The organism is Nitrosarchaeum koreense MY1, assembly GCF_000220175.1.
In the GTDB taxonomy this organism is placed as follows: Archaea; Thermoproteota; Nitrososphaeria; order Nitrososphaerales; family Nitrosopumilaceae; genus Nitrosarchaeum; species Nitrosarchaeum koreense.
Genome location: NZ_AFPU01000001.1, coordinates 413,841 through 436,750, shown reverse-complemented (window position 1 = coordinate 436,750; position 22,910 = coordinate 413,841). Strand labels below are relative to the sequence as shown.

At 31.3% G+C, this 22,910-nt stretch carries 28 protein-coding genes and 1 tRNA gene; 14 read left to right on the top strand and 15 right to left on the bottom strand.

What is annotated here, in order from left to right; genetic code table 11:
* Positions 1-3: 3 nt before the first annotated feature.
* Positions 4-408, top strand: a complete 405-nt coding sequence (locus MY1_RS02545) for an NUDIX domain-containing protein (protein WP_007550013.1) — start codon at positions 4-6, stop codon at positions 406-408.
* Here MY1_RS02545 and thiC read toward each other — a convergent pair.
* On the bottom strand, positions 394-1,713 hold the full coding sequence (thiC, locus tag MY1_RS02540) for a phosphomethylpyrimidine synthase ThiC (protein ID WP_007550012.1): 1,320 nt from the start codon (positions 1,711-1,713) through the stop codon (positions 394-396). The genes MY1_RS02545 and thiC overlap by 15 nt on opposite strands.
* 742 nt (positions 1,714-2,455) lie before the next feature.
* Here thiC and thiD point away from each other — a divergent pair.
* From thiD to MY1_RS02520, 3 genes are all read left to right on the top strand, one after another.
* Positions 2,456-3,760: a bifunctional hydroxymethylpyrimidine kinase/phosphomethylpyrimidine kinase gene (gene thiD, locus MY1_RS02530; RefSeq protein ID WP_007550007.1), complete on the top strand. Its 1,305-nt coding sequence runs from the start codon at positions 2,456-2,458 to the stop codon at positions 3,758-3,760.
* Positions 3,761-3,821: 61 nt separating this feature from the next.
* The gene (locus MY1_RS02525) at positions 3,822-4,523 is read left to right on the top strand and encodes a nucleotidyltransferase family protein (protein WP_007550006.1); all 702 of its coding nucleotides are present in this window, start codon (positions 3,822-3,824) and stop codon (positions 4,521-4,523) included.
* A 10-nt stretch (positions 4,524-4,533) separates the two neighbouring features.
* Entirely contained in the window at positions 4,534-4,971 is a 438-nt protein-coding gene (locus MY1_RS02520; protein WP_007550005.1) for a GNAT family N-acetyltransferase, read from the top strand.
* On the opposite strand, the gene MY1_RS02515 is transcribed toward MY1_RS02520, so the two are convergent.
* On the bottom strand, positions 4,968-5,408 hold the full coding sequence (locus MY1_RS02515) for a hypothetical protein (RefSeq protein ID WP_007550004.1): 441 nt from the start codon (positions 5,406-5,408) through the stop codon (positions 4,968-4,970). The two genes, MY1_RS02520 and MY1_RS02515, sit on opposite strands and share 4 nt — an antisense overlap.
* A 34-nt stretch (positions 5,409-5,442) precedes the next feature.
* Complete coding sequence (locus MY1_RS02510) at positions 5,443-6,459, bottom strand: galactose-1-phosphate uridylyltransferase (RefSeq protein ID WP_048109531.1); 1,017 nt, start codon at positions 6,457-6,459, stop codon at positions 5,443-5,445.
* Between the two features lie 247 nt (positions 6,460-6,706).
* Between MY1_RS02510 and MY1_RS02505 the strand changes: the two genes are divergently transcribed.
* Complete coding sequence (locus tag MY1_RS02505) at positions 6,707-7,972, top strand: BPG-independent phosphoglycerate mutase family protein (RefSeq protein ID WP_007550002.1); 1,266 nt, start codon at positions 6,707-6,709, stop codon at positions 7,970-7,972.
* Here the strand turns inward: MY1_RS02505 and MY1_RS02500 are convergent.
* Entirely contained in the window at positions 7,956-8,516 is a 561-nt protein-coding gene (locus MY1_RS02500; protein ID WP_048109529.1) for a DUF309 domain-containing protein, read from the bottom strand. The genes MY1_RS02505 and MY1_RS02500 overlap by 17 nt on opposite strands.
* An 83-nt stretch (positions 8,517-8,599) precedes the next feature.
* Between MY1_RS02500 and MY1_RS02495 the strand changes: the two genes are divergently transcribed.
* The 3 genes from MY1_RS02495 (at position 8,600) to MY1_RS02485 (ending at position 9,607) form a co-directional block, all read left to right on the top strand.
* Positions 8,600-8,941: an eS24 family ribosomal protein gene (locus MY1_RS02495; protein WP_048109527.1), complete on the top strand. Its 342-nt coding sequence runs from the start codon at positions 8,600-8,602 to the stop codon at positions 8,939-8,941.
* Positions 8,941-9,132: a 30S ribosomal protein S27ae gene (locus MY1_RS02490; protein WP_007549998.1), complete on the top strand. Its 192-nt coding sequence runs from the start codon at positions 8,941-8,943 to the stop codon at positions 9,130-9,132. Before MY1_RS02495 ends, MY1_RS02490 begins: the two co-directional genes overlap by 1 nt.
* A gap of 118 nt (positions 9,133-9,250) precedes the next feature.
* A complete protein-coding gene (locus tag MY1_RS02485; protein WP_007549996.1) occupies positions 9,251-9,607 on the top strand; it encodes a DUF6659 family protein in 357 nt (118 codons plus the stop codon).
* A gap of 53 nt (positions 9,608-9,660) precedes the next feature.
* On the opposite strand, the gene MY1_RS02480 is transcribed toward MY1_RS02485, so the two are convergent.
* The 6 genes from MY1_RS02480 to MY1_RS02455 all read right to left on the bottom strand — a co-directional run bounded on the left by MY1_RS02480 (position 9,661) and on the right by MY1_RS02455 (position 15,087).
* Positions 9,661-10,368 (bottom strand): hypothetical protein, encoded by a 708-nt coding sequence (locus MY1_RS02480; RefSeq protein WP_007549994.1) that lies wholly within the window; start codon positions 10,366-10,368, stop codon positions 9,661-9,663.
* 166 nt (positions 10,369-10,534) lie between these two features.
* Positions 10,535-11,695, bottom strand: a complete 1,161-nt coding sequence (locus MY1_RS02475; RefSeq protein WP_007549992.1) for a tRNA pseudouridine(54/55) synthase Pus10 — start codon at positions 11,693-11,695, stop codon at positions 10,535-10,537.
* A 31-nt stretch (positions 11,696-11,726) separates the two neighbouring features.
* Entirely contained in the window at positions 11,727-13,052 is a 1,326-nt protein-coding gene (locus MY1_RS02470) for a signal recognition particle receptor subunit alpha (RefSeq protein ID WP_007549991.1), read from the bottom strand.
* Positions 13,045-13,734, bottom strand: a complete 690-nt coding sequence (locus tag MY1_RS02465; protein ID WP_007549990.1) for a diphthine--ammonia ligase — start codon at positions 13,732-13,734, stop codon at positions 13,045-13,047. Before MY1_RS02465 ends, MY1_RS02470 begins: the two co-directional genes overlap by 8 nt.
* Positions 13,735-13,987: 253 nt before the next feature.
* Entirely contained in the window at positions 13,988-14,701 is a 714-nt protein-coding gene (locus MY1_RS02460; protein ID WP_048109524.1) for a hypothetical protein, read from the bottom strand.
* 83 nt (positions 14,702-14,784) lie between these two features.
* Positions 14,785-15,087, bottom strand: coding sequence for a hypothetical protein (locus MY1_RS02455; RefSeq protein WP_007549988.1), 303 nt, complete (start codon positions 15,085-15,087; stop codon positions 14,785-14,787).
* Positions 15,088-15,164: 77 nt separating this feature from the next.
* Between MY1_RS02455 and MY1_RS02450 the strand changes: the two genes are divergently transcribed.
* Entirely contained in the window at positions 15,165-15,542 is a 378-nt protein-coding gene (locus MY1_RS02450) for a hypothetical protein (protein WP_007549987.1), read from the top strand.
* A 61-nt stretch (positions 15,543-15,603) separates the two neighbouring features.
* Here the strand turns inward: MY1_RS02450 and MY1_RS02445 are convergent, their stop codons facing one another.
* Both MY1_RS02445 and MY1_RS02440 read right to left on the bottom strand, forming a co-directional pair.
* Positions 15,604-16,014: a translation initiation factor IF-5A gene (locus MY1_RS02445; protein WP_007549986.1), complete on the bottom strand. Its 411-nt coding sequence runs from the start codon at positions 16,012-16,014 to the stop codon at positions 15,604-15,606.
* Between the two features lie 109 nt (positions 16,015-16,123).
* Entirely contained in the window at positions 16,124-16,735 is a 612-nt protein-coding gene (locus MY1_RS02440; protein ID WP_048109523.1) for a hypothetical protein, read from the bottom strand.
* Between the two features lie 115 nt (positions 16,736-16,850).
* Here MY1_RS02440 and MY1_RS02435 point away from each other — a divergent pair.
* Positions 16,851-16,977, top strand: a tRNA-Tyr gene (locus MY1_RS02435).
* 359 nt (positions 16,978-17,336) lie between these two features.
* Here MY1_RS02435 and MY1_RS02430 read toward each other — a convergent pair.
* Positions 17,337-17,849: a hypothetical protein gene (locus MY1_RS02430; protein WP_007549983.1), complete on the bottom strand. Its 513-nt coding sequence runs from the start codon at positions 17,847-17,849 to the stop codon at positions 17,337-17,339.
* 169 nt (positions 17,850-18,018) lie between these two features.
* Complete coding sequence (locus MY1_RS02425) at positions 18,019-19,020, bottom strand: hypothetical protein (RefSeq protein WP_007549982.1); 1,002 nt, start codon at positions 19,018-19,020, stop codon at positions 18,019-18,021.
* A gap of 86 nt (positions 19,021-19,106) precedes the next feature.
* On the opposite strand from MY1_RS02425, the gene MY1_RS09800 reads away from it, so the two are divergent.
* A complete protein-coding gene (locus MY1_RS09800; RefSeq protein ID WP_007549981.1) occupies positions 19,107-19,271 on the top strand; it encodes a hypothetical protein in 165 nt (54 codons plus the stop codon).
* A gap of 45 nt (positions 19,272-19,316) precedes the next feature.
* On the opposite strand, the gene MY1_RS02420 is transcribed toward MY1_RS09800, so the two are convergent.
* The gene (locus tag MY1_RS02420) at positions 19,317-19,571 is read right to left on the bottom strand and encodes a hypothetical protein (protein WP_048109521.1); all 255 of its coding nucleotides are present in this window, start codon (positions 19,569-19,571) and stop codon (positions 19,317-19,319) included.
* 72 nt (positions 19,572-19,643) lie between these two features.
* On the opposite strand from MY1_RS02420, the gene MY1_RS02415 reads away from it, so the two are divergent.
* From MY1_RS02415 to MY1_RS02400, 3 genes are all read left to right on the top strand, one after another.
* A complete protein-coding gene (locus MY1_RS02415) occupies positions 19,644-20,021 on the top strand; it encodes a hypothetical protein (protein WP_007549979.1) in 378 nt (125 codons plus the stop codon).
* Between the two features lie 94 nt (positions 20,022-20,115).
* On the top strand, positions 20,116-21,276 hold the full coding sequence (locus MY1_RS09380; RefSeq protein ID WP_007549978.1) for a 2'-5' RNA ligase family protein: 1,161 nt from the start codon (positions 20,116-20,118) through the stop codon (positions 21,274-21,276).
* Between the two features lie 153 nt (positions 21,277-21,429).
* A complete protein-coding gene (locus tag MY1_RS02400; protein WP_007549977.1) occupies positions 21,430-22,635 on the top strand; it encodes a Swt1 family HEPN domain-containing protein in 1,206 nt (401 codons plus the stop codon).
* Positions 22,636-22,910: the final 275 nt, after the last annotated feature.

Sequence of the window (22,910 nt, the reverse complement as noted above, 5' to 3'; positions counted from 1 at the left end):
AAAATGCGTGTAACCAAAATTGTTACATCTTTTATTAAAGATGAGCAAAAAATACTCATTCTAAAAAGAAGCGATAAAGTAAAAACTATGAAAGGATTGTGGGCAGGAATTAGCGGTATCATTGAAAAAAATGAAACTCCTTTAACACGAGCAAAAATAGAGATTTTTGAAGAAACTGGGATTGCAGAAGACAAAATAAAATTAATAAAATCTGCAAAAAAACTTAGAGTAAATTCACCGCAATATGAAAATCATGAGTGGGAAATATTTCCATTTTTATTTGAAGCAAAAAATCCAGAAATAAAACTAAATTGGGAAAATTCAGAATATTTGTGGATAACAATGGATGAATTAAAAAAGTATAATTCAGTTCCCAGTCTTGAAAAAGTATTACTAAATCTGTTGTAATTTTTCTTTATCATATTTTCTTTGTTGAGGTAGCATAACATAGACACATGCTCCACCACACATTGTACAAGGAACATTGTTTCCTGGACGTTGTCCAGTTCTACCATGAATCTTAGCTGCCTCTTCAGGATCAATAGATAACGCAATTTGTTTTTCCCAATCCAATGTTCGACGAGCTTCAGTCATTGCCATATCCCATTTTATTGCCTTATCTCGAAGTTTCACCAAATCAGCTGCATGTGCTGCAATTCTATATGCAATTAGACCGGCCTTTACTTCGTCAGCATTAGGCAATGCAAGATGTTCAGAAGGAGTAAGATAACACAATAGATCAACACCTTCACTTGCAGAAACTGCAGCACCAATAGCACTTGCAATATGATCATGCCCTGAAGCAACATCCGTTACCAAAGGACCTAATACATAGTAAGGAACGTCACCTATCAAAGATTTGGCTAACCGGACATTGGTAGCAACTTCATTTAATGGAACATGTCCTGGTCCTTCAACCATCACTTGAACATCTTGTTCATGAGCACGTTTTGTTAGTTGAGACATGTGTATCATCTCTTGAACCTGAAGTTCATCATGAGAATCAAGAATAGAGCCAGGTCGTAATGCATCACCTAAGCTAAATGTAACATCGTATTTTTTAGCAATTTCAATGAGGTAATCATAATGAGTCAGATACGGATTTTCTTTATCATGTCGCAACATCCAAGCAGCAGTGATTGTTCCACCTTTGCTCACCACACCACCATATCTTTTGACTTTTAGAATTTTTTTTGCAATATCTTTTGTGATTCCACAGTGGATAGTAGTATAATCAACACCATCTTTTGCGTTATTTTCAAATGCGTTTAAAAAATCATCTTCAGTTAAATTTAAAGGATTTTTATGAACTTCAATACCATAGTTGTATGCCTCATAGATTGGTACTGTTCCAAATGTGATAGGTGTAACTTCTAATAATGTCCGTCGTATTTTTTTGACATCACCGCCATCGCTTAAATCCATCAATGTGTCTGCATGATATTTTACAGCAACCTTGGCTTTTTCAATCTCTTCTTCAAGGTTGACATTCAATGTAGAAGTTCCAATGTTTACATTCACTTTAGTTTTTAGACCTTTTCCAATTCCAACATTGTGAATTTTTTGAGGTCTGACATTATTACTAGGAATTATAATAGAACCATTTGCAATTTTAGGGATAAGCCATTCTAATGTGACATCCTCATCTTTTGCCACAGTTTTCATTTCGTCTGTAGCAATACCCCTTCTGGCTGCAGTCATTTGAGTACCCATGCATAATCTACGTTTTTGCCTGATTTAAACAATCATGAGTGTCAAGCGATAAAAATATTCGATAACACTGTCACTATAAACGTAAAATTGATCGATCTTATATGCTTAAACCGATAATAGATAGTATGAGAATGGCAAAAGAATGTGTACATTGTGGGAAAGAATTTCAAAGTTTTAAAGATGAGTTTTGTTCATTTGAATGCGCTAATCAAACATCATAATGAATTAGCAATATCATCTAAAAATATCAAATCGCATAGTTAAATGTAAAATTATGATAAAATACAGGAACTAGGCACGATATCATCAGAGTAAAACCATTCATCCCATTTGACAGATTAATTTCAAATAAAAAATATCATATGGTTTTTCATTTACATGATAATTCTACAAATAGCAATTTTCATTTAGCAGAACTCCAAGTTTCAGATATACTATACTCAACAACAGAGTTTGAAACAAAATATTTTTTGCCACATTTAAAACATTGCCAAAGAAAGACATTGTTAATTTTCTTTTGATATTGCATCGGTAACAAACATACAGTACATCTCAATTCAGACGGAGTATCATCAACCAAAGGAATTTTTTCAGTCAAATTAACAATTAAGAATTGTATTAGATCTATAAATGCTCTATCATAATAGAAAAAAATTAAACAAAAAATACAAGCCCATAAAAATATAAAAAATAAAAATCAAATGGAAAAACAGATTAGTGTAATCAAATTAGATAATACTAAATGAATTTACTTTCAATAGGTGGTTCTGATCCATCATCTGGAGCTGGCATACAAAGCGATGTTAAAACATTCGATATGTTAAATGAGTATGGGTTGACTGTCATTACCGCAGTAACAGGACAAAATACATCTGATTTTGGAATGATTCAACCGGTGTCAAAAAAAATATTAAAAAATCAACTTGAATTATTGATTTCAGATTTTAAAATAGACGGAATAAAAATTGGAATGGTATACAATTCAGACATAATAAAAATAATACATAATGAATTAAAACAGTTAAAGATTCCAATTGTATTAGATCCAGTAATAAAATCAACCACAGGAGGCTTACTAATAGAAAAAAATGCAATTAAAGATTTTAAAAAATATTTAATTCCATTAGCGACAGTTATTACACCAAATAAATTCGAAGCAGAATTCTTATCTCAAATTAAAATAAATTCAAAAAAATCACTTCTAAAGGCTGCTCTAAAAATTCAAAAGATGGGTGCAAAAAGCGTCATAATTACAGGAATAGAAACAAAAAATAAGAAAATCTCAGATTTCATATTAGAAGAAAAAACAAAATACACTGTATCGAGCAACATAATTCCAAAAACTAATCATGGTAGTGGTTGTAATTATTCATCTGCACTACTAGTTTCATTAGCAGATGGAAAATTATTAAAAGAATCAGCCAAGTTTTCAAAACAATTCACGTACAATTCAATAAAAAATGCCAAAAATATTGGACGTGGGATAGAAATTACACAAATAAAAAAAAGAGATAATATTCAAATTGAATTATCAAATGGGGTTAACAAATTCATTGGAATCAAAAATATTTATAAAAATATTCCGGAATGCCAAACAAATTTTGTCTTTTCAAAAATAAATCCAAAATCAATTAAAGATGTAGTAGGAATTGCAGGGAGAATAGTTAAAACTGGGAATAAGGTCATGATTGCAGGAGATTTGGAATATGGAGGTTCAAAACATGTTGCTACAGCATTGATTGCTATGAATAAGAAATTTCCAGAAATACGTTCAGCAATTAATTTAAAATATAATGAAGAAAATATTTCAAAATTAAAAAAAACAAAATTAATTATTTCTAGCTATGATAGAAATTCAGAACCAAATAAAATTAAGACTAAAGAAGGATTATCCATAGAGTGGGGAATAAGGTCCGCAATAAAAAAATTGGAAACAGCTCCAGATGTGATTTATCATAAAGGAGATTTCGGTAAAGAACCAATGATCATTATTTTTGCCAAAACTCCAGCATCTATTATTGAAAAAGTTTCAAGATCATTTAATTAATTTTAAACTATAAGAGAAATACATACTTGAACATAAATAGTCATATCTCAATTATAGATTCATGAAAGCCGTAATACTTGCAGGGGGTTTAGGTACAAGATTGCAACCATACACAACTTTTCTACCAAAGCCGATGCTTCCTTTGGGTGAAAAACCTATTTTAGAGCACCTAATAGAATGGACACAAAAAAACGGTGTAAAATCAATAGTGTTATGTGTAAGTTACCTAAGAAAAACGATTGAAGATTATTTTGAAGATGGCAAACGTTTCGGAGTAAATATTGAATATGCGGTATCTAACAAACCATTAGCAACCGCAGGTCAACTTAAAACAGCAGAAGAATTCATTGACGATACTTTTGTTTGCATGTATGGAGATTCCATATTTGATTTCAATTTACGAAATATGATAAAACATCATAAACAAAAAAAATCATTTGTAACAATGAATTTGTATGAATACAAAACAAATTTACCATATGGAGTAATAGAAACCACCAAAACAGGAAAGGTAGTTGCATGGAATGAAAAACCAGAAATCACTGCAAATGTAAATACTGGATGCTATGTGATGGAGCCAGAGATAATGGAGTTGATTCCAAAAAATGTTCCTTATGGAATGGATGATGTGATTAGAAAAGCAATGGCAAAAAATAAACTAGTTAGCAGTGTTGTGTCTAAAAAAGGGTTTTTGGATATTGGAAACAAAACAACATATAGAAAAGCAAATCAAGAATATCTTCAAAAACTAGGAAAAATTTAAAATAATAAAAATGAACGATTTAACAATTAGAAAATTACAAAAAGAGGATTTAACAAATGGATTTTTACAAACATTAGATTCATTACGGCAAACCAGCAACACGGATAAAAAAACTATAGAAAAAACATTTGAAAAAATAAATTCGAATCAAGATCAATTAACCATAGTAGCATTATTAGAGGGAAAAGTGGTAGGTGCAACTACATTGTTGATTGAAACTAAATTTATCCACAATGGTGGCAAAGTTGGGCATATTGAAGATGTCGTAGTAAATAAAAAATATCAAAAGAAAGGGATTGGAGAAAAAATGATAAAATATCTTTTAAGATATGCAAAGGAACAAGGATGTTATAAAACAATTTTAGATTGTGTAGATGATGTCAAGCCATTTTATGAAAAATTAGGCTTCAAACATAATGCAAATGCACTAAGATTTGATCATACTTAGAAATATTCTTTTTTTGGACGTTTCTTGTTTGTTTTAATTAAAATCAATCCAACTATTATCACAGGTATAGAAACGCCCATGAACAAAGGCGGAGTTATGACAACAGCATCAACCATGTAAGAATCAGGAATTTTATCTAAAAGAGAATAACAATATGCCATTCCAATTAACAAAATAATTCCACCACTAAGAATCATAGAACCAATTTGCTTAGAACCATAACGTTTTGATAGTAAAAACGCAAGTCCGGATAAAACACATGCAGGAGCCACACCGATTGAGATGAATTGCAATATTTTTGGACTTGGTTCAAATGAAGTTCCAAATTCAAAATTAGCAGGCATGTTAATTATAAAATTAAATACAGAAATAATTTCTCCAACAAACATCACATACAATCCAATACTTGCAATTGCTACCCATTTTTCTAGTGCCATTACAATAACAAAATCAAGTTAATAATTAAACTATTCAAACAATACCAACCAAATTGGCTAATTCTTTTCTACAGGACGCACCGAGTTTCTCAGCTGCCTGTTCTGGAGATATGTCATTAAGAAAAATACCATAACCGCGTTCAAGACCAGACCAGGGTTTAGTTATGGGATAAACTTCAATATGCCAATGAATTTGTCTGCTATTTTTCTTTTCAGGAGATAAATGGAATACCATATTATATGAAACATCTTTAACAGTTTTCGACAAACCACCAAGTGTAGCTCGTAAAATAAGCGAAAGATCATTAATTTCTTTTTGAGTTATTTTAGAAAAACTAGTCGTGTGTTTTTTTGGAGAAATGCAAAATTCGTATGGATATGATGGAGACCAAGGACAAAATGCAATAAATCCTTCAGTTTGAAGAACTTGTCTTGGCCCACCCATTTCTTCATTGACAATTTGGCACATTGGGCATACACCTTTTTCGTTAAGGATTTTGTAGGAAGCTTCTGCTTCTTCTTCAATAACAGGAGGGATTGTTGAAAAGGTCAAAATATTCAAATGCGGATGTGGGTTTTTACTGCCTGCAGATTCTCCCTGATCAGCATAAATTGAAACGTATGTCACACCTTTTTGGGTATAGAGCCATCGTAATCTATCCTGAACAACCACAAGAATGTTGGACCATTGTTCAGAATCAATAGTAGCAAGAGTGTCTTTTTCTTTAGGAGATGCAACCACAATGTAATGATAACCGTAAGCTGGTTCACTATAATGAGGTCTGTCACTGTATGAATTTTCAGTTTCAATAGAAACTATAGGATTTTTACTCTCAAATACTCTAATCGACCAGCCTTCAACATATTCATCTTCATTATCCTGAAGACGTTGCAACATACCGTCTTTTGCAACTAGTGATAGAACAGAAGGATTTGTCATTGATTCATTTCCAGGAGCATAAGGAGATTTTTTTGGATCTACAACTTTGTCATCTTTTTTAGAGACGATCATAAAGCGTTCAGAAACATAATCTTTACGCATGTCCCCCATAATTCATAATTGAAGTTTAAGTATGTTAAAACGTTTTCCAATATACAAGAAATTAAAAATAAAAAACAAATGATGATAGAATATCATTTTGAGATTTTTCATATTCTATAAACACTAACAGCAAACAGAAACAACATCCCTCAAATCAAAACTAAAAATTTCATGATCGCATATTTTTATGTAAGATTTAAAGGAGAGCAGCAAAAAATTTGGAAATACGGATAGAATCAATAATTCAGACATTCATATGATTTATGTTCTTTTAGATGGGGTAGGTGATCTTCCACATCCAGATCTAGACGGTAAAACTCCACTCGAAGCGGCAACCACCCCTACTCTAGATAAATTAGCACAAAAGGGCGTAATAGGAGAAGTCATCTCGGTAGGAAAAGGAATTGCACCAGAATCAGACATTGCAGTTTTCAACATGCTAGGATATAGATTTCACCATGTTGATTACGCAGGAAGAGGAGTAATAGAAGCAATAGGAGTAGGAATTGATTTTAAAGACGGAGATTTAGCGCTAAGAGGAAATTATGCAACATTAAATGATGAAGGAATTATTATCGATAGACGTGCAGGAAGACATATTGAAAAAAATGACGCAGAGGGAGTTGCAAAAGAAATCGAAAATAAAATTAAATTTTCGTTTCCAAATACATCGGTAGTAGTATCGCCTACCATAGGTCATAGAGTAACAGTAAGAATTAGAACTGATAACGAAAAATTATCATCTCAAATCACTAACACTGATCCTGCATATGCCAGAGTAGAAGGCATGGGAATAGCAAAAGCAGTTGGAGATTTTTTACGAATTGAAAAATGTTTACCGTTAGATGAAACTGAGAGTGCTAAAAAAACTGCTAAATTAGTTAATGAATTTACGACACAATCACTTCAAATTATGAAAGAAAGTCAGATCAATAAAAAAAGAATTAATGAAAAAAAGAAAAGTTTGAGTTGTATTTTACTAAGAGATGCAGGAAACAAATATCCAGACGTAAAGCCCATCAATGAAATGTATTCTATGAATTTTTCATGTATTGTAGATATGCCAGTAGAACTTGGAATTTCAGAAGTGTTAAAGATGAAAGCGTTTGAAGCAGGGGGATTAACAGATTATGAGGAAAAAGCAAGAGTAGCTGCAAAAGCAATGGAGACTCAAAATGCAATTTACGTTCATCTAAAAGGACCAGATGAATTTGGTCATGATGGAGATGCTATTGGAAAAATGAAAAACATTGAAGAGATTGACCGTAGATTTTTCAAAACACTACTTGAAAATATTGATTTTGATAAAGTTGCAATAGTTATTTCAGCAGATCATTCGACACCGTGTATCAATAAAGGACACAGTGATGATCCTGTCCCAATTTTAGTATCTGGGAATTTTATCAAAAACGATGGAACAACTAGAGTTACTGAAGATCAAGCTAAAAAAGGAAGCATTGGCTTAATTCAAGGAGCAGATGTTGTGACAACAGCTCTTAATTTAATCAAATCTCAAATATAGTTAATTCTTCAGTTTTTTGCATTTCTTTGATTTTATTTCTAATCCTATCGACATCTATTTCACCATAAGTTCCAGGAGAGTCACCCAATTTTTCTAATGCTCGCTGCAACATTCCAATACCTATACGAGATTCATTTTTTTGTGCATGAGCAAATGCAACTGCAAGAAGAATAATTCCCTGAACAAGTTCTTTTTCTCTGCCATAGCATTGCTTCCATACACCTTCTAAAGATTCATGACTCTCCCAAAATCGTTCATTATTAAAATAAAAGACACCATCACGAGTTCCATCTTCCTTCCCAATCTTTTCTTCAAAAATATGTCTTGCATTATCCAAAGGTCCGATTGGAGATAATTTTTCAATTACAAGATCTAAATCGTCAGGATTTACAGAGACGTCAAATTCCAAAAATTTACGTGCAACTCGAGCAACTCTTACTGAAGCTGGAATGGTGGAACATATTTTTCTTGCATGATTTACAAGATAAGAGGAATCTTTAGGACTGTAACCATTATTTTTTAAATGAATCATATATCGTTCCATGTGGGGATTAGACTGAATTTTCTTAAATTTGTTCTCTATTATCAATCAAGGTTTATATGAAATATCTTAAGGATTTTGGATACATGTCTATTATTCAGACCGTAACTGACGTAAATAACGCCTTCCTATCAAGAAGAGAACTGATCTGTAATTTTACAGGATTAGGCGGTAAACTCAAAAAACTTGAGGCAGTAGATATGATTACAAAAGAATTCAAACTTTCTGGAAAAATTGTGATTCCTATGAGATTGCAAACTCATGTTGGAAAAGCATTGGTTACAGGAACTTTCTTCATCTATGACGATGAAGGATTGGCAAAAAAACATGTTAATCCAATAATCTTCAAAAGAATTGAGAAGACAAAAGCCAAACAAGCAGAAGCAGATAATGCAAATGCTGAAGCAACCGCGGAGAAAACCGAATAATGGCAGCAAAAAAAGCATCTGCGGGAAAAAAAGGCTCTAGTCCAAATGTCTATAAATATTTCAAAGTAGACAAGGACAAAATAACAAGAGGTAGAAAAAATTGTTCTAGATGCGGAAAAGGAGTTTTCATGTCTAAACATAAAGACAGAAACACTTGTGGAAAATGTGGATTAACTGAATTTAATCAATAAAGCATCAGTCTAATTTAAATTAAAAATTGGTTTTAATTTTCACAAAAATCTTCATATCAAAATATTTTAAAAAAAACATAATAAGAAGACAGGTGGGAGTTAAAAGGATTGATGAAAAATGGATTTTGAAGAATTATGCAATAAAATATTAGAAGTAGATCCACATGTTAGATTCACAGGAGTCTTAGATTCAAAAGGTGATTTAGTAATTGAAAAAAATCGGGATAACGTAACATTACTAAATGAACAAGAAGTCAAAATGTCAATTCACTATACTTTTGAAAGATGGACTCGTCTTCAAAATTTATCTTATAAATTTGGTAAAGAAAAATTGTCAGTTACAGAATATGAAAATGTCATTTTAATTAGCATTCAATTCGGTAAAAATCTCTTTTTACTAAGCACAGATCCTAATATTGATTATATGAATATAATTTCTAAAACTAAAACAATTATCGCAGAATTACAAAATTAATTCGAGACATAATAATTATACATTAATATCAAAAATGCAAGAATAAAAGAATATCAATAAAGTTTTTTTGTTCTAATTTTTGCACTTTTTTGTTCAAGTTGTGCTATTTTATCTAAAAACAAAGGATCCAGTTTTATTTTTGCTATTGATTCAGCAGATAATTTAACGGTGTTAGAATCAAGTGAAATATTGATTTTTGGGAGATTTTTCTCTATCCAAAATTTCATCACCTTATCTTCTAATTTGTAATCCCTAAAACCAGCTGGAAATCGTTTAGTAATGTGATCTAACAGAGTTCTATCTTTAAAGACAGCCTTAGGCTCAAACAATCTTCCCTCATCAGCATAAACACTTTCAAAGAGATTTCCAGTAATTTCATCGGAAAGTAAATCCATTTTAGAAATTTTTCTAGTCAATTCAAGAAAATGTAAAAACTCGTGTGCCAAAATTGCATGAATTGTACCTTTTAGACCATATGCAACCAGAGGTGCAGAAATTTGAATCACTACATGAAATTTTTCATCAAAAAATATAGGGATTGTTCTAGCAAATAATATTCCAAACTCATAGGAATTAGGATTTGGAGATGAAATAACAATTGAGGGTTCTACGTAAGCAGTTGGGTAACGAATCCCAGATGCTTTTTCAATTCTATTAATTCCCTCCACAGTTATAGGAAATCGTTTTACAATAAGATCATAAACATCATCTGGGATTAGTCCTTTAAGACGGGCTTCTTTTAGTCGTACTAACGGATCCAATGTATCACTTCGCGGAATTAGAATGTAAAAAGGTTGATTCTATCTAGATTTTGGCTTTCCAGATTTTGCAGTCTTTTTTCTACGTCTATCAGCTCGTTGATCGGCACGTCTTGCATGTTTACCTTTTTTTCTCATGGGCATGAATAATCTGAAAAACAGGGATTAGTTAATTGTTATCATTTAGGTTAATTTCAAGAAAATCAAATGCCACACAAGTGCACCCATCACTCATCATTTGAGTGATTCCAGGTGTTACATCATCGCCATCAACAAATCGTTTTACAGGTAACCCACCTTCAGCTTTAATAATGAGATTAAAGAGATTTTTGGATATTTTTTTATATTTTAAAATAGAAACAGTCTTTTCAGAACGTTTTCCAGATTTTTCATAAACCACAACAGAATTTGAAAGCATATTCTTTAATTTCTTCAGATTCTCAGGAATGATTTCATGCTCCGTAGATATTTTTAATTCTATTAGTGAGTTGAATTTAATAGGAGTTTTTGGAGGGTCAGATATAATTTTTAAATTATGAATAGCAACTTTATCAGAAATTATTTTTTTGGGGAGTGAAATATTTCTTTTAAATGGATTTTGAAGTTTGACAAAAAATGGACGACCTGAGCCTAAAACTAGACTTGATTGATCTTCACCTCCAACCCAAGTAAATTTTGTAGTAGTACCGCCAAATGTAGTAAAAAGAAATTCAGATATTTTACCCTCAACACTATCATACTCAGAAATGCCATGAAGGTTACAACTCTTACAACCTTTTCCATAACAGTTAGCACAAGACTTTTGTTTTTGGGGCAATCCTCGCTCAGACTTTGTATATCGTCCGTATAATACAATGGATTTTGAGCGTATTTGACATGATTCATCTTTAAAGTTAATTGTAAATGTAAGATCAGGATTTAAAAAATCAATAATTTTTTTTGTTTTTTTTATAAATTGTTTTCCAAGTTCTTTTGTAATATCAGTTTTAACACTATCAATTCCACGTAGTTTGTATTTTGATTTTATATAATCATCTCTATCTATAATGGATGGTTTGATTAAGGCTCCAATAACTATTGAAGAATAATTATATTTTGAAGAAGCATCTAACATCAATTTTAAATACATAGAAAGATTATCCAATAAATTTTTACAAATAAAACATTTTTTTGTTGATTTTTTTACATGTGCCTTTAATTTTTTTCCAAGTAATTTATTTGAAGATAAATTTAGCTGTTTAGAAAAAAGCCTACCTAGACAACTATCGCATAGACCATAATTTTTCATTAATTCATTTGAGATAGGGATAATTTCTTTAAGAGTAGTCATTTTAATTTCCAATATTTAAGAAATAAAAATTCTAACCGAATCCCATGCGACGAAGAGTACCCTGCATCTGTCTTCCTTTTGATGCTTTCATCATACTTTTTGAATTTTTATAATTTTTTAGTAATTCTTTCACTTCGTGTTCTGGCCAACCAGATCCCCTTGAAATTCTTTTAATTCTAGATGAATTCATTAGATCAGGATCTGCTTTTTCTTCCTTTGTCATACTTTGAATAATAAATCTCCATTTAGAAACTCGTCCTTCCATTTGATCTAATTGATCATCTTTAACCATACCTGAAAGTCCTGGCATATTATCAAGAAATCCTTTCAATGATCCTACTTTAGTAACTTCTTCCAATTGATAGAAGAAATCATCCATGTTCATTTTTCCACTTGAAATTCTTTTTAGTCTAACGTCATCACCCTCATTTTCTAATCTTTTTGCTAAATCTAAAACTGCTTGAATATCGCCCATTCCAAGCAATCTGCCAACAAATCGTGTTGGTGAAAACTTTTCTAAATCATCAATTCTTTCACCAGTTCCAATATACATGATTTGAGCACCAGTAGCTGCAGATGCAGCTATTGCACCGCCGCCTTTTGCAGAGCTATCTAATTTTGTAATAATAATTCCACCTACTGGAATTGTTTTATGAAATGCTTCTGCTTGATTAAAACACTGTTGACCGATAGTTCCGTCAATTACAAGTATTGCGAGGTCAGGTTCTGCCACCTTGTTAATTTGTTCCATTTCAGACAAAAGATCTTTTTCTTCTTTATGTCGTCCAGCTGTATCAATTAATATCACATCTAAAGGCAATGATTCAAAATACTTTAATCCATTTTTCACAATATCTGGAGAATTTTTGTTATTCGGTTCACCATATACCTCAACATTAGATTTTTCACACATGGTTCTTAATTGCACTAAAGCTCCAGGTCTGTACGTATCAGCCCCGATAACACCAACAGAATATCCTTGTTTGGTTAAAAATTTAGCAAGTTTAGCAGTTACAGTTGTTTTTCCACTACCTTGGATTCCAAGCATGATTAACTTGTTTTGTTTACCAGATTTAAAATCAAAATCAGATTCTTTTCCTAGTAGTTTTGCAAGTTCATCATATAGAATTTTTACAATATGATCTTTTCTAGAGAGTCCGGGAGGAGGCGTTTCATTTAATGATCGTATTTCGATTTGCTTTGTAATTTCAAGAACCAATCTAACATTAACATCTGATTGCAATAATGCTCTCTGAACATTTTTTGATAGTTCTTTGATAAGTTCTTCATCTATACCAGAAGATTTTACAATTTTCTTAATTGCATCACGAAGGTTATTCTTAAGACCATCAAGCATTATAATTTAGCCTCGCATCCACTATTTCAAACCTTCCTCTATATCCATCCCAAATTTTTTCAGATTTAATAATATCAATTGAATGTGAAAAAAGTGGACAGTCAACAACAAACGTTTCTGCTTCACCACCTTCAAAATTTAAATTAAAACCAAATTTTTTAGAGAGATCATATAAAACAGATATGTCATTTTTTGTAATTATCTTTCCAAGCCATGAATCATCTAATCCTCCAGACGAGACACTGGAAATAATGAATCGGAAATTTGAAGAGATTAATTCATTCATGTATTCAAATGGATTACTATTCCACAAGGGAGTAACAGATTCGAGATTTAGTTTATTACATAAATTTTCAAATTTTTCTTTTTGAAATTGGCTTTGTATACCACCGTGTACTATTCCTTCAATTCCATATTGAGCAATAGATTGTATCAAAACTTCTTCTAGCAAAATTATTTCATTGTTAGTCTCATCTGAGTTTGATTCGATTATTAATTGAGGAATTTGCATGGATTGGGATTGGAGTTTAGTCCATTGTAAATTAGGATGATGTAGTAAATGACTTTCAGCAGATTTAGGAAATATGCTTAATAGACAATTTATTTCATAGCCTTGTTTTTTTGCCAAGAATATAGAATAAAGGCTGTCTTTTCCACCTGAAAAAAGAGATGCAAGTTTCATTTCAATATAAAAAATCAACAAACCATTGAAAAAGATATGTGGGATGCTTCATTACTCATAATCCTCATCATACATCAGACGGCTTTTCCGCTCATCATCAGCATCCGTATTAATTTTTGCGATGAAGTATTTTAGTTGTGGATATTCCAAATTATTACTTGAATTCTCAGCAAACATGTGATTGGCATTACTAATGAAGAGACAAATATATCCCATAATGGAAAATAGTCAAAAAAATAAAAAGAGATAGCCCTTAATTAAAAAGAGCCGTCAATTCTGAGGATATATCTATGGATTCGACTACTGATGGAAGTGTATCACCAATTGGAGTAGTATTTACTTGACCAACTAGTATCAATGGGATTCTGATTTGTGCTTGTTCATTGATAATTGCAGATCTGTGAAATGCAAGTGCAAATGAACCAGCATCATCAGCTACTGGTGCAAAATAGCCATTGAGATGAATCAATACATTGTCAAATTCGTTAGTTGTTCCTTTAAGAGAAACATGATTTCCTCTTGCATGACCTTGAAGATCAAATGTTACATCTCGATCTCCAATTTCAGCAGTTGCGGTTCCAATTATTTTCCAACCACGTGGACCAATTTTTCCGGCTTCACCAGAAAGATCAAAGGTTGCAGGAACTGCCTGACCACTAATAACTGCCCAACCAGATACTTTACCTGTAAATTCCAATGATGGAATTACATCAATCTCAGCATGTGCAGATAATCTGTCATTTCGCAAGTTTTGCAAATCAGTTAACTGTAACTTTAGATCCTGTCTTTGTTCTTTGATTTGTTCACGAACTTGTTGTTGTTTTTCTTTGTAGATTTGTTTGTCAGATTTTTCAGCAGTTACACTAACATCGGCATTAACATCTGTTTGTGCAAATGCCCCAGTCATAGGAGATATTGTGACTGCCATAATAATTGCCAGTGCTGAAAACAATTTTACGTATTTCATTACAACATAATTTGTTAAATTGTATTAAGTAATTTCGAAGCTTTCTTACTGATGATTTATCGGTGTCAGATTTTTTATATACACTAATTTAAAAAATAATTAAAGATAACATAACTAACTAAAAGAATAATTCCAAAAATCACCAATCCCTTTATTCCAAATTTTATTACAACAAGCACATATGAGATCCACGGAAGCAGTAACAACATAATTTCAACAGATCGAAAAAGAGAAACATTATGCTCATTTACAAGTGGCTGAAAAATATCAAAAATTATCAAACCTATTCCACTGGGAGAAAAATCAATACTTGTTTTAGTTGCAATTGCTAAAAACAATCCATTAAAGATAGATGGGAGAAATAAAGCATGATAAAAAGAAACCATGTGATTTTAAGAACATAGTAGTATTTAGTAAACTAGTTGTGTATATCTTTAAGTTGAATTAATATCAAAATCAGTTATTGTCTAAAAATGAATTTTCAGAAATTAATTTCTTGGCAGATAAAGTACATATTCATCATTGGCCACTTGATACTCAAAAATGGCCTGATGTAATTAATAGTCATGTGGATAAAAACATCAACAAAAATAATTTAAAAAAACAGTTAGTAATCAGAGAAAAAACTATCAGGATTGATAAATATGAGTTTAAGAAAATTAAAAAAGTAGGAGTAACCATACCTTTATTTAAAAAACAATGTACGTTGGTTTTTGAAGGCTATTTTAAAGATGTGTATGGTCACATACATATTACTACTAAAGAAAATAATTATTTGGAAATTTTCAATAAGATCATGTCTTGGAGAGATAGATATTTTCAGGACAGTATTGAATCATAAATCAACCAGATAAAACAAACATAGAAAAAACTAAAAGAATACAATGAAAATTAATTGAGAATTAACTTTTGATACGCATGATTTTAATTCGGCCCATAACATTCCAGTATTCTACATTTTGACCATTTGCAACAGTTCCGTTAATTTCCTCATCGATTAACGTGACGTCAATTGTTTCAAAAGTTTCCGAGTCCATAATTTGGATAGTTTCTCCAATTATTGAAATTACTTGACCTACTCTTTTGTCAATTAACGGAATGTGAACTTGCATGCTAACTGGTCCGACATGGGGTCTTTTTTGACCATCAAATACACCCACTCCTACGATTCTGGCCTTTGCGGCACCATGTTTTCCAGGTTTAGATGTATCATATTCTACAATTCTACAAGGTTCACCATCAGGTTGATCAGATACTGGAAGTAAAATGTAAGAACCTATTTTCAATGAACCAAGATCAGCAGGCTTACTCATGATGAAGCTGATTTTAGTCGAATATTTAACATTTACACTTTTTCAAGCAATTACAAAAATTGATAAAAAATTACTAAAATGATCCATCAGTAATTTAAATAGATAGTTTTTACTTTAATTTTTCAAGAATTGAGAGACTCAACAAATTAGTCATCGTTAACCCTTTTCGATTCACATCGCGTTTAGTTTGGTCGCAGTACTTTTTTACGCTTTGATGACCTTTTTCACTAGCAACCTCAATTATTACAACATTGTTGGAATATGGAAAAGTGAATTTTTGAGGCAATTTACAATATGTATTCATGTGACCTAATCCACCAACACAGATTTTTTCTCGTTTTAATAAAATATCTGCAACTTCTTGAAAATCATCATGAGATTCCCCATATTCTAAATAGTAAACAGTAACAAAATTTGTCTCCCCAGATACAATTCTTTGAAATAATTCGTTTTGCACATTAAAAATAAAAGATGTTTTTTCTTGATTATGTTTGATTAAATCATCTACGATAAATTGGCTATCTTTGAATTTTCCCAAAATATAATGATTCGATGATTCAGAAAAGTAGGGTTTGCTCTCATCTGAAAATGTTCCAGTTACAAAGTATAATGCCTCAATATTGCTTGAAGACATCCATATGTCTTTTAATTTAACAGACTCATGATTGTGCAAATAAGGAGCACAGACGTAACCAGAGTAAGATAGTTGCTGTTCTGTCAACGAACTTCTTTTCTTAAAAGATGGTATTTATGCCTATACAAAACACATATGATCTCTAATCAGAATAGTTTGGCTTCGATAGTTTTTTAATACTAGAATACTTCGTTGTTTTTGTCCCAAGCTAGCTCAGCCTGGTAGAGCTCCCGGCTGTAGTTGTTGGCTTTAGATGGCTGACTGAATAACAGCATATCAGGCATACAGAAACCGGGTTGTCGATGGTTCAACTCCGTCGCTTGGGACCATAGTTTTTTTAAATTTTAAAATAAGGATTTCGGTTCCTTTTGTTCCTAAACTCTGACAGATAGTGTCAGGTATAGTGTCAGATTTAACAAATTACTACATGATTTTACCTGTTAGGCATAACAACTAGAAAAATTTGTTAACACTTGACACTTGTTAGGAATCATAATTGTTAACGTTTGTATGCAATGTGTTAGTCATAACAAAAATTAACAATCACTACACTTTGATTTGTTAGGCATAACAACATGATTAACACAAAATCTGTTATGCCTACATGTCGTTTTTTGTTATGCCTACATTGTTAACAGAGAAGAAGTCTGTTAAACTAGCGTAGAGAATAGACAAATAACATGTAGTGTTAATTTTCTTCTAACAAATGTGATGGCAGATAGTCATAATAGAATTGAACTTCTACATTATAGGGCATCTCTTTTACTTTGTACACAACACAAAAAGCAACTGGAATAGATACACGGTTGGCAGTATTTAGTTGGTTTTTGCTAACCTTGCCTCCAAAAGTCTTGACTTCAATCCAACGAAAATCACGCGATCCTTTGTTATTTATCTCCGATAGAATCTCCTCCCCATCGCATAATCTGCAAGCAAGAAAATCAAAGACGTATGACGGATTGTTATCCTGTATGTAGAATGGTTGTGTAATTTCGATAATTTCATTTTGAATATCTTTAGGAATTTTAATTTGAAAACGCTGAAAGCCCAGTTTGAACTCTAGATAGTCATCTTTGAATCCGTTTTTATGGATTTGCTCAAGTGAGACATATGCCCATCCTCCAAACTGTTCACAGTATTCCTTGTAATAGACTTCCCCTAGCGAACCCACTAATCTTGGAGTTACCTCAAGATTGCCCATGTGAGATGAAATAATTTATTCTACTTTAGTCATGTGTTGTTTTTTTCGTACTACAGATTTTAGAATGGATAAACGAGTTTAGGGATTAAGAGTAAAAAAATAGAAAGCCCTCGTTTTACTCCCAGAAATATGACGCTTCTCGTAAAGGTTAAGATCTAAAACTTTTCAATCATTTACGAGTATTCGCAGTCTCGCCTATTCCTATTTTTAATAATATCAAATTAAGAATTGTGTTCCAGTTTTCATTCTTTGATTTTTTAGGCATCTGTTTAAGACAAGTAAATACAACTTGGAAATGCTTATTGATCAAATCTTGTAATATGTTTGCATCAATATGTAGTTTGAATATTTCGTCTATTGATTCTACTTGTTTGTATTCATCAATAAACTCTGAATACTTTTTCTTTTCTAATAATTTCAACGCAGTATTGATTTTATCTTCCTCCACTTTAACCATCATTTGTATATCGTCAGAGGTTATTCCTACAGGATAATCGGAATTATCTAAAATGACTTTTGTGTTTTTTAATACTTTACTTAATTCAGTAATAATACTCTGAACATTATTTTTATAGAAATTAGTATTATCTATGAATTCTTTGAAATCTTCAATTGTTTTGTCGATATTTGTATTAACAGAAGATTTGGATTCGATTAGCGAGGTGGTTTTCTCAAAATACTCTTTCATTTTTGTTTCTAATTTTTTTCTATCTCTGTTGGTTCCAATGCTAACTATGTTAGCTATAGCCAACGCGACAATTATTCCAATAAGTAGATAATTTAGATCGTAAATCTTTTGTATCTTAGAATCATCATCAGATGTCTTAAGAGCCTGATTTATTTTATCTAATTCGTCAGAAATTTTATCTAATTTTGTTCCCACTTCTTTACAATTATCCGTAACATTTTGTTTACACGAATTAAGATTAAATTCAAATTTTGCTAAATCCTCAATTGTTACATTCGCGTTTACTTGAAAATTGTTTTGATTTGTATTACTTTGATTTGTATTAATTTTATTTTCAATATCTGAAATTCTACTTTCCAATTTTTTTAGATTGTCTTGTGTGATTTGATTTTCTAATTGATTAGAGATATTTTCTAATGGTGATTCTTGAGCAAAAACAGGCATAATCATACCTAAAAGTAATAGCAAAATAATCAGTTTCATATTAAATCCATATTTGTATGGCTTATTTGCTTTATCGTGGTATTATTTTCATAAATCCTTAAGTTTTTAGACAATTTAGAAAGGGTATGACAAAATTAACCAATAAACAACACGAGCAACAACAAGATCGAAGATTGACAAAGTTGGAAAAAAGAGCAGATGCAGATGACAGAAGAGTAGAGAAATTAGAAAAAAGAATTGATGCGTTAAAAGAAGAACTATCTAAACATAAAGCAAAGCCCAAACATTAGATTCATCTCTTTTTATAACTACAATATTCGAGTTTATGAATAGTGCTAACTGCCTTTATCAATTCTATCAATACTTCGATAATATGATTTTAAAACTAAAATCAACATTCCAATTCCAATAAAAATTATCACTATTCCTGAATTTCTGTATATTTCAATTACTTCTTTTATTGTCATGCTCATCGAAAATGAAATAAGAATAACTCCTAGTGAAATAATGATGCCTAACATTACTGCCATCATTGTTGCTTCAATCTGTAATTTTGCTAGTTTTTTCTGAAAACGCCTGTCATCAGACATGATCATTATGATTGTAATTTTCTATTAAACTCTCTGTAAATCCTTAAGTTCATAATCTTTTACTGTTGTTCATTGGGATTTGGTAAAAGATCTAAACGATCAAGAGAACACAGAAAAAGAAATTATGACAATCATTGGAAACAAAAATTTCACCAAAAGAAAATAGAATTACAAAAACAGAGAAAGAAAATCAAAATATTGCTTGCATGTATGATTGCACTTGTTCTAATCTTTGTATCCTTATTTGTAATAGGATACACTGGTAAGCAAATGGTCATGCAAGCAACAGAAACTGTGGATTCATTTAATGTTTTGATTATTGGAACTCTACATGAATATCAAGATACCCTTATTGGAATTGCCGTCATTTTCTTTGTAATACTTGTCTTTGTGATAGTGATTTTATCATGGATGCCTAGAACTGAATACCATGGTTCTGGTGCTTATTGATTTTTCGAATTATGTTATGAACTCTACTCTAAAATCATCCTCATGAAAAATTAATCTACACCTCAAGCCGATGTAATCTGGTGCAATATCAAAAATGACCCATTATCTTATAGAGTTTAGATTTTCAGGTTATGTAAAAGGGGCAATAAGAGAATTAAAAGACAACATATCAAGAAACTATCATGTTAACAGAAGAAAAATAGTTCCACATATTACACTTGTAGGGCCATTATACACACGCAATGAAAAACAGCTAGTCGAAGAAGTAAAAAATATTGCAAAGAGGTACGACTTAGTAAAATTTAGCATAGATGGTTTTGATAGTTTTGAGAATCGTGTAATTTATGTGAGAATAAGACCATCAGAAGAACTCCAAAAACTTCGATTGGAATTAAAGGAAAGACTAGAAAAATTCTGCGAACTCTCAGAGCATGATTTTGATAAAAACTTCACATTTCATGCAACGCTTGTTTTCAAAGACATTCAGAGAAAATTTGACAGCATCTGGGATTTTCTTCAAACTTGGAAGATACCGAAAATGGATCAATATGTTTTAAGAATTGCAATAATAAAAGACTACAAAATATTGGCCGAATATGATCTGATGCAAAGAAAAATTCTGGATCGTTCCAAAGCACTGGACAAAAAGACACTTCAAAAATCAATCTCAAAATTAGAAAAAAAGCAAGAAACCCCTGAAATAGAATTCGAGGATATAACAGAAAAGAAAAAGATTTTTGTGATTAGCGACACTCATTTTGATCACACAAATGTCATTAGATTCTCTGATAGACCGTTTGCTTCAACAAGACACATGAATCAACAACTAATCTCTAGGTGGAATAATACTGTAAACAACGATATTGTATATTTTTTGGGAGATATGTCATTTGGTAGAAGGAGAAGGCCAATAGATTATTGGTTAGGAAAACTTAACGGGCAGATATACTGTCTAAGAGGAAATCATGACAGTGATATTATTCAAAATGCTCCGGTAATTCATGATAGATATGGAATCAAATACCATGACTACAAATTTTTGTTAATGCATCATCCATGGAGGCCACATGGATATGATGGATGGATTATTCATGGACATACACATAACACAAGTATGAAAGATCATCCATTTCTTCATCAGAAAAACAAAACAGTTAATGTCTCGTCTGAGTTGATTGATTATACTCCAATAACACTAGATAGAATTATCTCATTAATTGAAACGGGACGAAGTTATAAAACAATGAATGGCTAGAGGATATTCAAGACATTTTTAACAGTATAACTTGCAGACAATACAAAAAATTTAGCAAAGTTGTGAATAAAACCATGAAAATATAATAAATTTTTCATTTTTGTGCCTATTTTGAGAAGAATAACTAAATCTAGCTCAAAATGCTCATAATTGATGAGTGATGATGTAAGTGCCGACAGTTATCTATTATTAAAAAACCTTGAAGAAAAAATAAGGGAATTTATTGAAAAAGAACTTTCTGAAATAAACTCTAACTGGTGGAAACAGCGAATTCCAGTTGATGTAAAGCAAAATGCAGAAGAAAGAAAACAAAAAGACGAACGAAGAAAAAACTGGGATTACAAAAAACAACCTCTGATATTTTATATTGATTTTACAGACTATGAAAAAATTATTACTCAAAAAAATAACTGGAATGACGTATTTCAATATGTTTTTCATGATAAAACTGCAATTTCTGGAAAACTCAAAGAAATTGATCCTATCAGAAATGCAATATCTCATACAAGAGATTTAGATTCATATGAAATAAAACAAATCAGATTTTATTCTGAAGAGATTTTACGTGCTATTTCCTATTATGATAATAGCAAAGAAGAAATTAAATTTGAACAAATTCAACCCACAGAACAAATTTCATTAGTGCCGATTTCAGTATCTTTTGATAGAACAACTTATCCAATTAATAGCACTGTTCATTTACGGGCTAATATCCCAGAATTAATTCCTAGCGAATCGGTATTTTTTCAAATTTTTAATGATGAAAATAAAATCATTTTTGAAAGAGAAATAACTAGTGATAAATTATCTGAAATTGAAATAGCATCAGATGCGAGAATCTATGAAACATCATTTACTATGAATGAACAATGGAAAGTAGGAAAGAAATATGTCCTCAAAGGCACATATGTCTCATCAGAAGCATTTGATGATGCCATTATTGCTGTACGTGAACCCATCATTCAGTCAGACAAAACTGTCTATCTGTGGGGATCAGATATGATTTTGACAGTAATTGATCCTGATGCAGACAAGGATAATCAAATTGCAGAATATGTAGGTGATAAAAAAGATGCAAAATTGACTATTCAAAGCAGTAAAGGACAGTTAGAAAATTTCAGACTGAGAGAAACTGGTGACAGTACTGGAATTTTTCAAGGCATTATTGGTTTTATAGGGGTAAACAAAGACGGTACAAAGAAACCATATGAATTAGATGGGAATATGTATACAATTACTCAAGGACACCAAGTAGATGATGGGTTTATCGAAGTATCTGAGAAAGACGAACTCAAAATTACATATGCAAATGCAACAAAAACTACAAAATTAACTGCATCTGTAGTAAAAAACATCTAGAGGTTTTACAGAGAAAGCATATTGTTGTAACTGGTATCATTCACATAGGAAAAGAGAGCAACAGACTAGATGAATCAGAATTGTTTGGATCAGATGATTCAAGTTATGAGATATATCATGATGAATCAAACATTGATGAGAAATTCTGAGAATTGGCTCCCAAGATATTGGAGTTAAAGCCAAAGGATGTCAAGAAGTTTGGAATTTCAAAGCAAACTTTATTGAATGTAAAAAATTACATCATTTTCAATCAAATCGATAGAATTTCTTTAAAA

Coding starts and splice junctions, on each gene's coding strand:
- MY1_RS02505 (WP_007550002.1), top strand. CDS start 6,707: ATGATTTATGTTCTTTTAGATGGGGTAGGTGATCTTCCACATCCAGAT.
- MY1_RS02510 (WP_048109531.1), bottom strand. CDS start 6,459: ATGGGGGACATGCGTAAAGATTATGTTTCTGAACGCTTTATGATCGTC.
- MY1_RS02445 (WP_007549986.1), bottom strand. CDS start 16,014: ATGAGTAAGCCTGCTGATCTTGGTTCATTGAAAATAGGTTCTTACATT.
- thiC (WP_007550012.1), bottom strand. CDS start 1,713: ATGGGTACTCAAATGACTGCAGCCAGAAGGGGTATTGCTACAGACGAA.
- MY1_RS02460 (WP_048109524.1), bottom strand. CDS start 14,701: ATGAAATACGTAAAATTGTTTTCAGCACTGGCAATTATTATGGCAGTC.
- MY1_RS02495 (WP_048109527.1), top strand. CDS start 8,600: ATGTCTATTATTCAGACCGTAACTGACGTAAATAACGCCTTCCTATCA.
- MY1_RS09380 (WP_007549978.1), top strand. CDS start 20,116: ATGACCCATTATCTTATAGAGTTTAGATTTTCAGGTTATGTAAAAGGG.
- thiD (WP_007550007.1), top strand. CDS start 2,456: ATGAATTTACTTTCAATAGGTGGTTCTGATCCATCATCTGGAGCTGGC.
- MY1_RS02400 (WP_007549977.1), top strand. CDS start 21,430: ATGAGTGATGATGTAAGTGCCGACAGTTATCTATTATTAAAAAACCTT.
- MY1_RS02465 (WP_007549990.1), bottom strand. CDS start 13,734: ATGAAACTTGCATCTCTTTTTTCAGGTGGAAAAGACAGCCTTTATTCT.
- MY1_RS02520 (WP_007550005.1), top strand. CDS start 4,534: ATGAACGATTTAACAATTAGAAAATTACAAAAAGAGGATTTAACAAAT.
- MY1_RS02455 (WP_007549988.1), bottom strand. CDS start 15,087: ATGGTTTCTTTTTATCATGCTTTATTTCTCCCATCTATCTTTAATGGA.
- MY1_RS02430 (WP_007549983.1), bottom strand. CDS start 17,849: ATGGGCAATCTTGAGGTAACTCCAAGATTAGTGGGTTCGCTAGGGGAA.
- MY1_RS02500 (WP_048109529.1), bottom strand. CDS start 8,516: ATGGAACGATATATGATTCATTTAAAAAATAATGGTTACAGTCCTAAA.
- MY1_RS02420 (WP_048109521.1), bottom strand. CDS start 19,571: ATGTCTGATGACAGGCGTTTTCAGAAAAAACTAGCAAAATTACAGATT.
- MY1_RS02490 (WP_007549998.1), top strand. CDS start 8,941: ATGGCAGCAAAAAAAGCATCTGCGGGAAAAAAAGGCTCTAGTCCAAAT.
- MY1_RS02475 (WP_007549992.1), bottom strand. CDS start 11,695: ATGACTACTCTTAAAGAAATTATCCCTATCTCAAATGAATTAATGAAA.
- MY1_RS02515 (WP_007550004.1), bottom strand. CDS start 5,408: ATGGCACTAGAAAAATGGGTAGCAATTGCAAGTATTGGATTGTATGTG.
- MY1_RS02545 (WP_007550013.1), top strand. CDS start 4: ATGCGTGTAACCAAAATTGTTACATCTTTTATTAAAGATGAGCAAAAA.
- MY1_RS02425 (WP_007549982.1), bottom strand. CDS start 19,020: ATGAAACTGATTATTTTGCTATTACTTTTAGGTATGATTATGCCTGTT.
- MY1_RS09800 (WP_007549981.1), top strand. CDS start 19,107: ATGACAAAATTAACCAATAAACAACACGAGCAACAACAAGATCGAAGA.
- MY1_RS02485 (WP_007549996.1), top strand. CDS start 9,251: ATGGATTTTGAAGAATTATGCAATAAAATATTAGAAGTAGATCCACAT.
- MY1_RS02470 (WP_007549991.1), bottom strand. CDS start 13,052: ATGCTTGATGGTCTTAAGAATAACCTTCGTGATGCAATTAAGAAAATT.
- MY1_RS02525 (WP_007550006.1), top strand. CDS start 3,822: ATGAAAGCCGTAATACTTGCAGGGGGTTTAGGTACAAGATTGCAACCA.